13 protein-coding genes are annotated in these 13,224 nt (G+C 69.0%); 2 read left to right on the top strand and 11 right to left on the bottom strand.

Features of this window, described 5'->3' with window-relative positions; translation table 11 throughout:
• Nucleotides 1-2 precede the first annotated feature (2 nt).
• On the bottom strand, nucleotides 3-842 hold the full coding sequence (gene folP, locus ACOZBP_RS16575; RefSeq protein ID WP_422677429.1) for a dihydropteroate synthase: 840 nt from the start codon (nucleotides 840-842) through the stop codon (nucleotides 3-5).
• Between the two features lie 244 nt (nucleotides 843-1,086).
• Between folP and ACOZBP_RS16570 the strand changes: the two genes are divergently transcribed.
• A complete protein-coding gene (locus tag ACOZBP_RS16570) occupies nucleotides 1,087-1,257 on the top strand; it encodes a hypothetical protein (protein ID WP_422677428.1) in 171 nt (56 codons plus the stop codon).
• Nucleotides 1,258-1,292: 35 nt separating this feature from the next.
• A complete protein-coding gene (locus ACOZBP_RS16565) occupies nucleotides 1,293-1,724 on the top strand; it encodes a GreA/GreB family elongation factor (protein ID WP_422677427.1) in 432 nt (143 codons plus the stop codon).
• A gap of 167 nt (nucleotides 1,725-1,891) precedes the next feature.
• On the opposite strand, the gene ACOZBP_RS16560 is transcribed toward ACOZBP_RS16565, so the two are convergent.
• The 10 genes from ACOZBP_RS16560 to ACOZBP_RS16515 all read right to left on the bottom strand — a co-directional run bounded on the left by ACOZBP_RS16560 (nucleotide 1,892) and on the right by ACOZBP_RS16515 (nucleotide 13,222).
• Nucleotides 1,892-2,194, bottom strand: a complete 303-nt coding sequence (locus tag ACOZBP_RS16560; protein WP_333610823.1) for a transcriptional regulator — start codon at nucleotides 2,192-2,194, stop codon at nucleotides 1,892-1,894.
• Between the two features lie 4 nt (nucleotides 2,195-2,198).
• Nucleotides 2,199-2,837 carry a hypothetical protein gene (locus ACOZBP_RS16555; RefSeq protein ID WP_422677426.1) on the bottom strand — a complete coding sequence of 213 codons (639 nt, stop codon included), beginning with the start codon at nucleotides 2,835-2,837 and terminating at the stop codon, nucleotides 2,199-2,201.
• 64 nt (nucleotides 2,838-2,901) lie between these two features.
• On the bottom strand, nucleotides 2,902-4,116 hold the full coding sequence (locus ACOZBP_RS16550) for an acyltransferase family protein (protein WP_422677425.1): 1,215 nt from the start codon (nucleotides 4,114-4,116) through the stop codon (nucleotides 2,902-2,904).
• Nucleotides 4,117-4,344: 228 nt separating this feature from the next.
• Nucleotides 4,345-6,312, bottom strand: a complete 1,968-nt coding sequence (gene ftsH / locus ACOZBP_RS16545; protein ID WP_422677424.1) for an ATP-dependent zinc metalloprotease FtsH — start codon at nucleotides 6,310-6,312, stop codon at nucleotides 4,345-4,347.
• Nucleotides 6,313-6,366: 54 nt separating this feature from the next.
• Nucleotides 6,367-7,653: an ATP-binding protein gene (locus tag ACOZBP_RS16540; protein WP_422677423.1), complete on the bottom strand. Its 1,287-nt coding sequence runs from the start codon at nucleotides 7,651-7,653 to the stop codon at nucleotides 6,367-6,369.
• Between the two features lie 113 nt (nucleotides 7,654-7,766).
• Nucleotides 7,767-8,615 (bottom strand): tol-pal system protein, encoded by an 849-nt coding sequence (locus ACOZBP_RS16535; RefSeq protein ID WP_422677422.1) that lies wholly within the window; start codon nucleotides 8,613-8,615, stop codon nucleotides 7,767-7,769.
• A 56-nt stretch (nucleotides 8,616-8,671) separates the two neighbouring features.
• Nucleotides 8,672-9,853, bottom strand: a complete 1,182-nt coding sequence (locus ACOZBP_RS16530) for a DUF3667 domain-containing protein (protein WP_422677421.1) — start codon at nucleotides 9,851-9,853, stop codon at nucleotides 8,672-8,674.
• Nucleotides 9,854-9,963: 110 nt separating this feature from the next.
• On the bottom strand, nucleotides 9,964-10,518 hold the full coding sequence (gene pal / locus ACOZBP_RS16525; protein WP_422677420.1) for a peptidoglycan-associated lipoprotein Pal: 555 nt from the start codon (nucleotides 10,516-10,518) through the stop codon (nucleotides 9,964-9,966).
• A gap of 152 nt (nucleotides 10,519-10,670) precedes the next feature.
• A complete protein-coding gene (gene tolB, locus ACOZBP_RS16520; RefSeq protein ID WP_422677419.1) occupies nucleotides 10,671-12,065 on the bottom strand; it encodes a Tol-Pal system beta propeller repeat protein TolB in 1,395 nt (464 codons plus the stop codon).
• A gap of 293 nt (nucleotides 12,066-12,358) precedes the next feature.
• Nucleotides 12,359-13,222, bottom strand: a complete 864-nt coding sequence (locus tag ACOZBP_RS16515) for a hypothetical protein (protein ID WP_422677418.1) — start codon at nucleotides 13,220-13,222, stop codon at nucleotides 12,359-12,361.
• Nucleotides 13,223-13,224: the final 2 nt, after the last annotated feature.

Genomic DNA, 13,224 nt, shown 5'->3' with positions numbered 1-13,224 from the left:
CGTCAGCGGGCGGCGTTCGCCACCGCCGCCTGCAGCTTCAGCGCCTGCACGGTCTCGCGCACGTCGTGGACGCGGACCATCCGCGCGCCGCGCCGCGCCCCCTCCAGCGCCAGGGCCAGCGAGCCGCCCAGCCGGTCGGTCGCCGAGACTGCGGTTTCGTCCACGCCCTGAATCATGCGCTTGCGGCTGGCGGCGTAGAGCACCGGAAAGCCCAGATCGACCAGGGCCTCCAGCCGCGCCGTCAGGCTCAGGTTGTGCGCCGTCGTCTTGGCGAAGCCGATGCCGGGGTCCAGCCAGATCTTGTCGCGCGCCACCCCCGCCCGCATCGCCGCCTCGGCCCGCGCCACCAGATGGGCCACCACCTCGGCGACCACGTCGTCATAGCGCGGGTCGTCCTGCATGGTCTTGGGCGCCCCCTTCATGTGCATCAACACCACGGCGCACCCCAGCTCGGCGGCGGTCGCCAGACTGTCGGGATCGTGCATCAGCGCCGTCACGTCGTTCCACATCGTCGCCCCGGCGGCGGCCGCGGCCCGCGCCACCCCCGGCTTCATGGTGTCGATGCTGATCATCCCGTCCCAGCGCGCCCGCAGCGCCGCGATCAGCGGCAGGGTGCGGGCGATCTCCTCGTCCTCGCTGACCGGATCCGATCCCGGCCGCGTGCTCTCGCCGCCGATGTCCAGAACGTCCGCGCCCTGCGCGATCAGCCCCAGGGCATGAGCCAGCGCCGCCTCCTGAGTCTCCAACTGGCCGCCGTCGGAGAAACTGTCGGGCGTCACGTTGACGACGCCCATGACGAGAGGGGGGACCAGAGGCGGCTTCACAAGGGATTGAAGGCTCATGCGACAAGAACTCCCGGGGCGCCGGTTTGACTTTCCGCGCGCTGAGGCCCAGCCTCTACCCACTATGGAACGTTTCGTCAGCCAGGCTCGACGCCTCACCCACGCGGGTCGCCGCGTCGAAGGCATCTAACCCGTAGCGGCCAGCTTGCTGTCGTCCGCTACGGGGCGCGTTGCTTCGCTTTTTCCCTAGTCTTCACCAATCAGGATCGCGTTCGCCCCATCGGCGCCCGCGAACACGCATGTCATGACCCATCGTCAAGACGATCCCCAGGACGTCGCTGCCCCTGCGCGCGGCGCCGACATCATCCCCTTCAGGCGCCGCGCGACGCCGCCGCCCACGCCCTCGCCCGAGCCCGCGCCCCCCTGTGACGACACAGGCGACGAGAGCGACGACGACGGCCCCTCGGCCGCCTGACCCCCTTCTTCCCATTCTTCACATCGAGAACCGACATGACCACCGCCAAGACCCGTGGCCGCCCTCCGGCCCTGCCCGCCATCATCCTCAGCCAGGAGGATTTCGACGCCCTGGATCGCCTGGTCGGGGACCTGCCGGGAACCGGCCCCGCCGGCCTGCTGCAACAGGAGCTGGACCGCGCCCAGGTCTGCAAGGCCATCGACCTGCCCAAGGGCGCCGTCGGCCTGAACCGCTGGCTGCACTACGCCGATGAACGCCACCCCGAGGTCCGTCGCGTCCAGCTGGTCCTGCCGCACGAAGCCGACATCGACGCCGGTCGCGTCTCGATCCTGTCGCACGTCGGCGCGGGCCTGATCGGCCTGAGCGAAGGCCAGTCGATCAACTGGCCCGACCCGACCGGCGCCGTGCGCAAGCTTACCCCCGTCCTGGTGGAAGACGCCGACCCGATCGAGGCCGTCACCCACTGAAAGACCCTGCGCTGGCGCTAGGCGCCGATCTTTCCTCCCCACTTCGTGGGGAGGGGGACCGCGTAGCGGTGGAGGGGGCGGCGCAAACGCCAGATGTGAGACGCCCTTCCATCTCGTCGGCTTCGCTGCCGTTTCACCTCTCCATCAAATGGGGAGGAAGGCCGCCTTCACTTCCGCCCGATCAACCCGCCCAGGGCCTCCAGATAGGCGGCGAACGCCGTCCGCCCCTCCGGCGTGATGGCGATGCGGGTCAGGGGCTTGTTGTTCACGAAGCTCTTGCTGATGGCGACATAGCCCGCCTCCTCCAGCTTCTTCAGGTGGACCGACAGATTGCCCTGGGTCGCCTCCAGCACCGTCTTCAGCTCGGTGAAGTCCGCCGCCTCGACATCGGCCAGATAGACCATGATCCCCAGCCGCATGCGGCCGTGGATGACCTCGTCGATCCGTCCAAAGTCGTCCGCCAGACCCATGGCGTCAGGCGGCCTTCCCGCCGGCGCGGGCGTCTCGGAACATCACCCAGCCCGGCAGGGCGAACAGCAGGAACAGGGCCAGGGTGCACACTCCCAGATAGGCCACCGGCTGACGCACCAGCACGCCCAGGGCCACCGCCGTGACCCATCCGCCCAGCGACACCGCCAGCATCCAGCCCTTCTTCTTCAGCACCCAGGCCGCGTACCAGGCGGCCGCCTGCAGGGCGAAGACGATGGCCGCGTAATAGAGCCAGACGGCGAAATCCTGGTCCCGGAACGCCCCCACAGCGAAGACGATGACCACGGCCGCATTGGCCATGCCGGTGGCGCTGAAGGCGGCGTTCGTCACCCGCGTCGCCAGCGGCCCCCGGTTCGACGGCCCGGCCCTGCGGTCCCTCAGAATGGCCCAGGTCAGGACCGCCAGAAAGGCCGTGGTGATCCCGACGACAAAGATCAGATTGGCCAGATCGGGCCAGCGGATCAGCCCGATCACCTGCCCGACGTGGAACAGGCACTGGAGACCATAAAGCAGCCCCCCCGCCAGATAGCAGATGGCCAGGGTCATCGGCGGTCGCCCGCTCCCCTCCACGATGGAGCGCATGAAGGCGAGGTCGGCTTCGGGCGTGCGGGACTTGTCGGTCATCGGGTGATTCCTGGCGCGACGCGGCTGCCCCCTTCGGATGGACGCAGCCGCCTAGGTTGGCAAGCTATTCGGCGGCGACCGTTGCTGCGGGCCGCACCGTGCGCCACGGCACGCGCCGCCCGTTCAGCCAGCGCCCCATGAAGCCGTGGCGCACCATCAGCTCATAGCTGGCTAGGGAAACAGCCAAGACGCCGACCACGACGAGGGCCAGCTTGATCGGCCAGACCATGGCCCAGTCCTGCACCACCACCTGCGCCGCCATCACCAGCGGCAGATGGACGATGTAGATCCAGTAGGAGGCGTCGGCCAGATAGCGCCGCAGCGCGCTGTGCCCCGACCAGAACCTCAAGGCCAGCCCGACGACGGCGAACATCGAGGCGTAGGTGGCCACCCCGAACGCCGCCGCCGCCAGGGCCTTGGCCGCCGGATCGGTCATCGGCGTCAGCACCGGCGTCGGCCCGCCCGACAGCATCAGCGCCGTCGTCCCGGATCCCAGGGTCAGCCCCAGATAGACCGGCGTCCAGCCTGCGATCTTCGCCAGCAGGTCGCGACGGCGCTCCAGCAGGACGCCCATTCCAAAGGCCAGACCAAAGCCCACCAGGGCCGAGGTTTCGGGCACCAGCCCCGCATCCGGCGTCGGAATGCCGAAGAAGGCGATCCAGGTCGGCTCCAGCCACAGGGCCAGGGCCAGGGGCGCGCCCAGCAACAAGGGCCCCCAAGGCCCGATCAGCCCGCCCGCCATTCGGTCCAGCCCGCGCCCCAGACCACCCGCCCGGTCCAACCGGCTGAGGACGGCTTGGCCGATCACGAGGGCCGCATAAAACCACAGCAGCACCCACAGGAACCACAGATGGGTCAGGGGGATATTGGTCCAGTCATAGGTCGGCGGCGGCGGCGCGTCGGCCGCCGTCATGCCGTGCAGGGAGGCGTTCCACACCAGCACCGCCACGATCCCGCCCATCATCGGTCCCCAGAATGCCGCCAACGGCCCGGCGATGCGGATCAGCCGGTTCTTGATGAAACCCAGCGCCCCCCGCCGCTTCAGCATCATGTGGCCGAACAGCCCGGCGATCAGGAAGAAGCTCGCCATGCGGAACAGATGGATGACGAAGAAGAGGCCGCTGGCCCAGACCGAGGTCTGGTCGTCCCCCACGATCCATATCTGGCTCGGAAAGAAGGACAGGGTCCCATGCAGCACCACCCCTAGCAGCAGGGCCGCGCCCCGCAAGCCGTCGAGGCCGTGCAGGCGTTCGGTTTGATCGAATGCGGATGCCGTCATGGCGCCCTCCTGTTTCGGATAACGCCATATCTCACAGACTAGTCTAAATTACAAACAAGTCTATCAAACTATTTCTCCGCTCATCCCCGCGGAGGCGGGACCCAGGGCTTTGGCCTCAAGCGCGCTCAATAGCCGAGCGAGCGCCGCAGCCCCTCGGCGGAGCGCGCACGAAAAAGGGGCGAGCCCTGCGGCCCGCCCCTCCTTCATTTTCAGCCGATCCCGGAAGGATCAGGCGGTCGGCACGCTGGTCGTCGGCGCGGCGACCGGCTCGGCCTTCGGCGTCTCGATGTCCGTGCCGTCCGACACCGGCGTCACCGGCACCGAGACCGACGGGCCGACGGTCGGCGAGTTGCTCTCGTCCCGGTTCGGCAGGATGCCGCGCTCCAGCAGGTCGTTGATCTCGTGGCCCGACAGGGTCTCGTATTCCAGCAGGGCCTGGGCCAGCTTCTCCAGATCCTCCGCCTTGTCGGTCAGGATCTGACGCGCCTCGTCCCATCCAGACGTGACCAGCTTCTTGACCTCGCTGTCGATCAGACGCGCGGTTTCCTCAGAGATGTTCTGGCTGCGCGCGACCGAGTGGCCCAGGAAGACCTCCTGCTCGTTCTCGCCGTAAGCCACCGTGCCCAGCACGTCCGAGAAGCCCCACTGCGTCACCATGCGCCGCGCCAGCTTGGTCGCCTGCTGGATGTCGGAGCTGGCGCCCGAGGTGATGTTCTCCTTGCCGAAGATGATCTCCTCGGCCACGCGGCCCCCAGCCATGATGGCGATGCGGTCGACCATCTGCTGATACTTCATGGAATAGCGGTCGCCTTCCGGCAGCTGCATCACCATGCCCAGGGCCTGTCCGCGCGGGACGATGGTCGCCTTGTGGACGGGATCGGCCATCTTGACGTTGATGGCGACGATGGCGTGGCCGCCCTCGTGATAGGCGGTCAGGCGCTTCTCTTCCTCGTTCATGGCCATGGACTTGCGCTCGGCGCCCATCATGACCTTGTCCTTGGCGTCCTCGAAGTCGCGGTGCGTCACCATGCGCCGGTCCTTGCGGGCGGCCATCAGGGCGGCTTCATTGACCAGGTTGGCCAGGTCCGCGCCCGAGAAGCCGGGCGTGCCGCGCGCGATCGTCTTGACGTTGACGTCGGCGGCCAGGGGCACGTCCTTCATGTGCACGCGCAGGATACGCTCGCGGCCCGAGACATCGGGGTTCGGCACCACGACCTGACGGTCGAAACGGCCGGGACGCAGCAGGGCCGGGTCCAGCACGTCGGGACGGTTGGTCGCGGCGATCAGGATGATGCCTTCGTTGGACTCGAACCCGTCCATCTCGACCAGCAGCTGGTTCAGTGTCTGCTCGCGCTCGTCGTTGCCGCCGCCCAGACCCGCGCCCCGGTGACGACCCACGGCGTCGATCTCATCGATGAAGATGATGCAGGGTGCATTCTTTTTCGCCTGCTCGAACATGTCGCGCACGCGGCTGGCGCCGACGCCGACGAACATTTCCACAAAGTCCGAACCCGAGATCGAGAAGAAGGGCACGCCCGCCTCGCCCGCGACTGCCCGCGCCAGCAGGGTTTTACCCGTACCCGGAGGGCCCACCAGCAGGGCGCCCTTGGGGATCTTGCCGCCCAGACGCTGGAACTTGCCCGGGTCCTTCAGGAAGTCGACGACCTCCTGCAGCTCTTCCTTGGCCTCGTCCACGCCGGCGACGTCCTCGAAGGTCTTGCGGCCCTTGTGCTCGGTCAGCAGCTTGGCCTTGGACTTGCCGAAGCCCATGGCGCCCTTCGCCCCGCCCTGCATCCGGTTCATGATGAAGAACCAGAAGGCGATGATCAGCGCCACAGGCAGCAGCAGACCCAGCAGGCCCGACCACCAGGGCTGGCGCGTGCTCTTGACGTCGACGGCGGCGCCCGCCGCCTGCATCTTGTCGACCAGGTCGATATTGGGCAGGGGCGTGACCGTCGTGAACTTGCTGTCGTTCTTGTAGACGCCCGTCACCGTGTCGCCGCGCACCGTCGCCGTCTTGATCTCCTGACCGTTGATGGCCGTGATCAGCTGCGAATAGGTGATGGGGTCAGGACGGCCCGCCGCCGCAGCCTTGGCGCCCGGCATGGCCCCGCCTGCATTCGGCCCGATGGCGGCGTAGACCGCGACCAGACCCAGCAGGATCACGCCCCAGATGGCGAAGTTACGCAGATTCATTCGATCCTCGGTTTCTCGGCGAACGCCCTCGGGCTCCGTCGATCAGCAGTCTTTCTAGGAAAATAGGTCAGTCGGCGGCGTTTCGCCATGCATGGGATGAAAGAGGTCGCTCTCCTGCGTCGTTTCGCCCAGCGCCAGCCCCAGACGCGGCGCGCCCAGGGACCGCACCCTCGCCTCTCGCCATGCCAGAGTCGGGCCGCGCCCATCGTCCCGCATCAGCACGGGCAAGCCCGACCGCGCCGCCGGCGGCAAGCCCGCCAGGACCCGGCGTTCCGCCTCCGACAGCCGCGCCAGCCGCCCCGCCGCCGCCTCGACCCGCCAGCCGGGCTCGGTCGCCGTGATCTCGAACCGCCCGTCCCAGACCGCCGCCACGCCCGGCGCCAGCCGCACCGCCTGCGGCGGTCGCCGCCGCATCTCCCCCGGTTCGCGCATCAGAAGCACAGACGCCCCCGCCGCCTCGACCCGCGCCCCCGCCAGTCCCGCGACGAAATCCTCGCCCCCCGCCAGCCGCGCCCTCAACGCCGCCAGTCGCTCCCCGCGCGGCGGCGTCGCCCCGCCGCCTGCGCACACCAGAGCCGCGGCCAGGGCCGAGGCGGATGCGTCGCGCGAAACCTCAAGGATGCCCGCCCAGACCAGACTGAGCTCCCTTCCCCCTCGAGGGGGGAAGGGTCGGGGATGGGGGTGTACGCGCTGCGGCTCCTGGTTTGGCGCTGGAGGCGACGCCCTCCGCGTCTCCGCCGCCTGATCGGAAAGCCCGGCGACCACACCCCCACCCAACCCTCCCCCCTCGAGGGGGAGGGCTTGATAGTCCGCCAACGCCGCCCGCGCCCGGCTCCTCCCGAACCGCTCATCCCCATTGGCCGGGTCCTCGACCCAGCCAACGCCCCGCGCCCGCAGATAGTCCCGCAATCCTTCGCGCCGCTCTCCCAGCAGGGGCCGCAACAGCATCAGGTCGCGGCCCTGCGGCCAGACCGGCGACGGCGACCATTCCCGCACCCGCCCCAGGGTCGAGCCCCGCGCCCGCATCCAGTCGGCCTCGGCCACGTCATCGGCGGTCTGGGCCAGCAGCACGACCCGGGCCCCCGCCGCTCGCGCAGCCTGGGCGATCAGTCCATGCCGCGCCGTCCGCGCCCGCGCGGTCAGCCCGCTCTCTCGTTCATGGCCGGGCGCAGCCGCGTCCCAGCTCAGCCCCCGCCAGTCAGCGCCCGCCGCACGCGCCGCCTCGCCCGCGAACCGGGTCCAGTCCGCACTCATGGGATTGAGATTATGATCGACGGTCAGGGCCAGCAGCCGCCGCCCGTTCGCCCTCGCCCAACCGGCGGCGAGACGAAGCAGGGCCATGGAATCGCCCCCGCCCGACAGGGCCAGAGCGACAGGCTCAGCCCTATTCGCATCCAGCCGCGCCTCCAGCCGGGCGAAGACCCGGCCGGTCAGCCCCTCGGCGCCCTCTGGCGTCAGCTGCAGTTCGCCCGCGTGCGCAGCTGCGTGGCGCGGGTCTTCTGCGCCGCCGTGGCCGTCTCGGCGTAGCGGCGCGTGAACTCGGTCAGGGCGCCGCAGGCCTGGGTCGCCCGGTCGGTGGCGCGCAGGGCCTCGGCCAGCTTCAGCGTGGTCTCGGGCGCCCAGGGCGTGCGCGGCCAGCCGTTCAGGGCGGCGGCGTAGGCGGGCACGGCGGCGGCGTTGTCGCGCGCGGCGACATAGAGATCGCCCAGACGGCTGTTGGCTTCACGCGATTGCGGCGTATTGGGCCAGGTGACGATGACGGTTTCCAGCGCCCGCTGCCCGCGTGGACCATCGGTCCCCAGCAGCCGCAGCGCCGCCGTCAGATCCTGGGCCGCGTCGCCGGTCGGCGAGTTGGCCACGATGGGCCCGTTCAGCTCGGCCTCTTCTTGCGCCGCCGTCTCGGCGCGTTCGACCCGGCCTTCCAGATCACGCATGCGACGGCTGAGGGCGGCGTTGTCGCGCGTCGCCTCGTCCAGTTGGAAGGTCAGACGCTCGCCGTCGGCGTTCACGCGCTGGAAGGTCTGCTCCAGATCGGAAAGGCGGCGCTCCATGATCTGCAGCTGGCCCTGCATGGCCACGACCTCGGGATCAGGCTCGACCAGCACGGGCTGACCGGCGGCGTTCCTCTGGGTCAGGGCGCGCTCCAGACGGCGCACGTTGCGGTCCAGCTGGTCCAGACGGCGCTTGTCCCACTGGACGGCCTCCATCGGCACGGTCTGGGCCACGACCGCGCCCCCGATCAGGGTCAGGCCGATCGCCGTCATCGCGGCGGTTTTGGTCAGTCGGAAAGGCAGCTTCAGCATGTCTTAAGTCGTCCCACCGATTTGCGGCGTCCGCAAGGCCGAGCTCGCCATCCCCGTCAATGACCAAGCCCCAGATAGATGATGGCCAGGATGAACAGGGTCGCGGCGATATTGCAGAAGATCAGCAGGGCGAAGGTCCGCCATAGCGCCGAGAATATCCTCAGACTGTAGGCCCCCCTCAACTGGGCGAACATATGCGCCGGCGCGATCAGGCTGGCGGCCCCCATGGCGTAGCCGCCCGCCCCCTTCAGCGTCGTCGCCACGACCACCACCGCCATCAGCAGCAGCGACATGAAGGTCAGGGAATAGAGAACGAAGACCCCGTGATCGTACAGCGTGAAACCCCGCTTCCACAGGAACATCAGGGCCACAAACGGGATCGACAACGGCACCAGCAGGAAGGCGAACTTGTACATCGTCTGTTGAAACTTATAGACCGCCAGATCCGGGTTCTTCAGCTTCTTGGCCACAGTCCCGGTAAAGCTGTGCTTCTTGACCTTGGCCTTGGACCAGCCCGCCGTGGCCTTGACCCCGTTGCTCTCGTCGCCGTCGCTCACGTCCTGAGCGATGTCGGCCATCTGGGCCTGCCAGCTGCCCGGCGTCAGGCCGTCCTTGCGCCCCTCGACCAATTCCTTTTCAAGCCGGGCCAGGCGCGCCTTTTCCTGAATCGCCGCCCCTTCGACCGTCGCCAGAACGCCCGCGGTGATGCCTTGCTCGGCGCCGCTGGTGATCGCGTCCTTGCCTGCCGCCTCAGCCTTCTCAGCGTTGACGCGAGCCTCGGCCATCGCCCTTTCGGCCTTGACCACATCGGCGCGCTGTTCGGCGATCTGCGCCTGAAGCGGCGAATTGCCCGCCTCCGGGTGAGGCATGAAGCTCAGCGCGAAGAACATGACGAACAGGGTGAACAGGAACATGGCGAGGGGCGAGACGTAGCGCGTCCGCCGGCCCTGCACCCACTCTCGCGTCAGCCGCCCGGGATTGATGACCAGCAGCGGCAGGGTGCGCCAGAAGCGCCCGTCGAAATGCATGACCCCGTGCAGCAGTTCTTCGCCCAGATGCAGCAGGGTGCGATGGACATGGGCCGGCTGGCCGCAGTTCGAGCAGAACCTGCCCGTGACCTCGGCCCCGCAGTCGGCGCAGACCGTGTGATGCTCGCCCGCCTGCCCCGTCGGTTTCTCGATGGCCCCCGCGATAACGCCGCCCGTCATGGCGCCGCCCGCTGCTTCCAGATCAATCACTCGAATGTCCCCCCGGATTCGGCGCGGACTTTGATCCCCCTCGCTCGCAAAGAAAAGAGGCGCCGGCTGCAAAGCCGACGCCTCTCTTCATTCAATCCCTACGTTTCGGCTTAGCGCGGCGCGCCCGACACGATGGCGGTGTGGGCGTTGCGGTTCTGGGCCCAGGCGGCGTCGTTCGAACCCTCGACGATCGGACGCTCCTTGCCGAAGCTGATGGTGTCGATGCGGCCGGCCGGCACGCCGCGCTGGATCAGATATGTGCGCACGGCTTCGGCGCGGCGTGCGCCCAGGGCCAGGTTGTATTCACGCGTGCCGCGTTCGTCGGCGTTGCCTTCGATGCGCACCGTGACCTGCGGATAGCGTTGCAGCCAGGCGGCCTGGGCGTCCAGACGCGGCTGGGCTTCCGGGCGCACCGAATAGGAGTCGAGGTCGAAATAGATGCGGTCGCCGACGTTGACGACGAAGTCCTGCTCCGACCCCGGCGCGGCGGCGCCGACATTGCCGCCGGTCACGGGGCCGGTCGGGGCGGTCGGATATTGCGGACCGGTCGGCTGGCTCGGCTCGACCGGCACGGCGGGCTCGACCTTGGGCTTGGGGGCGCAGGCGGCCAGGGCGGCGACGGCGGCGCTGACGGCGGCCAGCTTGATCAGGGTCGAAGAATTCATCGGGTCGTCTCCTTGTATTCGGTCTGAGGACGGCGGCCTCAAGCTTGGCTTTATCAGGGTCAGCTAGACTGCGGCGTCGCGCCGCGCCAGCCGGGATAACGTACAGTTTATGGGAATGGCTCCGCTCGTGATCTCACGAAGCCGTAACCCGGTCAGGCGGGGCAGGAGTCCGCGCCCTGGCCGATGCCCAGGCTGGCCGGCGGGGCGTCCAGCAGGCCCGACCAGGCCGGATCCGACCCTCGCCCGTCATAGCCTGCCTGCGCCACCACTCGACCCGACAGGTCGACGGTCCACAGACGGGTGTCGCCGCCCGGCGTCTGGCGCGCAAAGGCGATGTAGCGACCGTTCGGGGCCCAGGACGGACCTTCCTCGAAATAGCTGGACGAGAGGATACGCTCGCCCGTGCCGTCCGCCTTCATCACGCCGATGTGGAAACGACCGCCCGACTGCTTGGTGAAGGCGATCATGTCGCCGCGCGGGCTCCAGGCCGGGGCCGTATAGCTGCCGCCGCCGCGGCTGATCGGCCGCTGGCCAGACCCGTCCGACCGCATGGTGTAGAGCCTGGCCGAACCCGAACGGTCCGAGGTGAAGACGATCTGGCCGCCGTCCGGGCTGAACGAGGGCGAGGTGTCGATGCCGGGATCGCTGGTCAGGCGCGACAGCTGCCGCGTGCGCAGGTTCATCACATAGACGTCGGTGTTGCCGCCCCGGATGATCGAGAAGGCGATCTTGGTCCCGTCGTTCGAGAAGCGCGGCGCCAGCACCTGGCCGTCGAACTCGCCCAGGCTTTCCCGGCGCCCGGTCGACAGATTGTAGAGATAGATGCGGCTGTAATCCTTGCCCAGGGCCACATAGGTGACCTCGTCCGGGTTGGACGCCGAGAAGCGCGGCGACATGATGATCTCGTCGCCCTGGGTCAGGAAGACGGGGTTGTAGCCGTCCTGATCGACGATGGTCAGACGCGACAGCTTGTTCAGCTGGGTGCCGCTCTCCGACACGAACAGGACGCGCGAATCGAAGAAGCCCGCCTCGCCCGTCATGCGCTGATAGATGACGTCGGAAATCTTGTGCGCGATCCGGCGCCACTGTTCCGAGGTGGCGGTGAACTGATAGCTGACCAGCTGGCACTGGCGATAGGGATCATACAGACGGAAGCCCACATCCACCCGCCCGTCGGCGCGCGGCGTGACGCCGCCGTACAGCACCGCCTGCGCCCCGATCGAGGTCCACTGCGGGAAGTTCGGCGCATTGGCGAGCGTCAGCCCGGTCTCGATGAAGCTGGCCGGGTTCAGCGGATCAAAGAAGCCGGACCGTTTCAGGTTGCCGCTGATGACATTGGAGATCTGCGGCCCGTTCTGCCCGGTGAAGGGCACCACGGCGATCTGCAACGGGCGCAGCACGCCCTGGTCGATCTCGACCTCGACCGGACCCGCCTGCTGCGGCGCTGTCGCCGGCGGTTGGGTCTGGGCCGAGGCAGGGGCCTGGACCATCGCCGGGGCCGCCATGACGACCGCCGCGGCCGAGGCGAGGAGAAGGTGCAGACGCATGAGAAGAGCTCCCGGAGTTGGACGGATCGTCGGTCCTTATCGCCAGACCGTATGACAAAAACCAGCTTGTGAAAGACAAGCTTGCCCCGGAATGGGGCGACTTTCAGACTTTAGCGGCACGCTGCGCGTTGACGCCTCACCCTGCCCGTCCCGGGGAGGGTGGCTGAGCCGAAGGCGAAGCCGGGTGGGGGCGCTTCGGCAAATCAAGCGCAACACCCAGGATCACCCGGCCCTCCCCACCCGATCGCTTCGCGACCGCCCTCCCCGGGACGGGGCGGGAGAGGCATCGCGCTCTACCGGTTGGCGCAGGCCCGCTCGGTGTTGAAGGTTGGGCGATACTGGCCTCCGGGGAAGCCCGTCGGCACGTCGAACGGCGCCGTCTGGCGAAGCGCCCGCAGGGCCCCGTCCGCCGCCGCGCGATAGACCGCGCTGGACTGCGGATTAACCAGGGTCGGCCCCTTGGTGATGCGCCCGTCCGCCGACAGGGTCAGATCGACCTGGATCCGCAGTTCATCCGCACCAGGAATATCGCAGGGCAGAATCCAGTTCGGATAGACCTGGTTGAAGATGGCCGTGATCTGCGGTCCCGTCGCCTGACTGGCCTGACCCGACCCCTGCTGACCCGTGGCCGGGCGACCCCGGTTCGGCGTCACGCGCGGCGGACCGGCCAGGGCGTCCAGATCAAGACCCGGCGCCGGCCGGGCGGGCGCAGGGCGAGCCGGCGCAGGCGTTGGCCGCGCGGGCGTCGGCGGGGCCGGGCGCGCCTTTTCAGGCGGCGTCGGCGCAGGGCGCGGCGGTGTCGGGCGGGGCGTCGGCGTGGGCGTCGGCCGCGGCGCAGGCGCCTTCTCCGGCGGCCTGGGCGTCGGGCGCGGCGCGGGCGGGGTGGGACGCGGCGCGGGCGCGGGCGGGGTCGGCTCCGGCGGAACCGGCTCGGGCGGCGTCTCGACCGGCGCGGTCGCCCCGTCCTCGGGCGAGGGCTCGGGCTGCGGATTGTCGGGGGGGGCTGCGGCGATCTCGATGTCCGAGACGATCGACACCGGCACCGAGTTCACCAGCGGCTTGGGCTCGTCCTTCGACGACCAGGACACAAGGGCGAGCGCCACCACCCCGGCGTGCAGCGCGAGCGATCCGACAATGGCGGGACTGGGTCGACGCAAAG

It is taken from the genome of Brevundimonas sp. NPDC058933 (assembly GCF_049315965.1).
Lineage (GTDB): Bacteria > Pseudomonadota > Alphaproteobacteria > Caulobacterales > Caulobacteraceae > Brevundimonas.
Note: the sequence above shows the minus strand (reverse complement) of the source record. Positions and strands in the feature narration are given on the sequence as shown.

Excerpts from the sequence above, each read along its gene's own strand:
- folP (WP_422677429.1), bottom strand. The coding sequence starts at position 842 with ATGAGCCTTCAATCCCTTGTGAAGCCGCCTCTGGTCCCCCCTCTCGTC.
- ACOZBP_RS16570 (WP_422677428.1), top strand. The coding sequence starts at position 1,087 with ATGACCCATCGTCAAGACGATCCCCAGGACGTCGCTGCCCCTGCGCGC.
- ACOZBP_RS16565 (WP_422677427.1), top strand. The coding sequence starts at position 1,293 with ATGACCACCGCCAAGACCCGTGGCCGCCCTCCGGCCCTGCCCGCCATC.
- ACOZBP_RS16560 (WP_333610823.1), bottom strand. The coding sequence starts at position 2,194 with ATGGGTCTGGCGGACGACTTTGGACGGATCGACGAGGTCATCCACGGC.
- ACOZBP_RS16555 (WP_422677426.1), bottom strand. The coding sequence starts at position 2,837 with ATGACCGACAAGTCCCGCACGCCCGAAGCCGACCTCGCCTTCATGCGC.
- ACOZBP_RS16550 (WP_422677425.1), bottom strand. The coding sequence starts at position 4,116 with ATGACGGCATCCGCATTCGATCAAACCGAACGCCTGCACGGCCTCGAC.
- ftsH (WP_422677424.1), bottom strand. The coding sequence starts at position 6,312 with ATGAATCTGCGTAACTTCGCCATCTGGGGCGTGATCCTGCTGGGTCTG.
- ACOZBP_RS16540 (WP_422677423.1), bottom strand. The coding sequence starts at position 7,653 with ATGGCCCTGCTTCGTCTCGCCGCCGGTTGGGCGAGGGCGAACGGGCGG.
- ACOZBP_RS16535 (WP_422677422.1), bottom strand. The coding sequence starts at position 8,615 with ATGCTGAAGCTGCCTTTCCGACTGACCAAAACCGCCGCGATGACGGCG.
- pal (WP_422677420.1), bottom strand. The coding sequence starts at position 10,518 with ATGAATTCTTCGACCCTGATCAAGCTGGCCGCCGTCAGCGCCGCCGTC.
- tolB (WP_422677419.1), bottom strand. The coding sequence starts at position 12,065 with ATGCGTCTGCACCTTCTCCTCGCCTCGGCCGCGGCGGTCGTCATGGCG.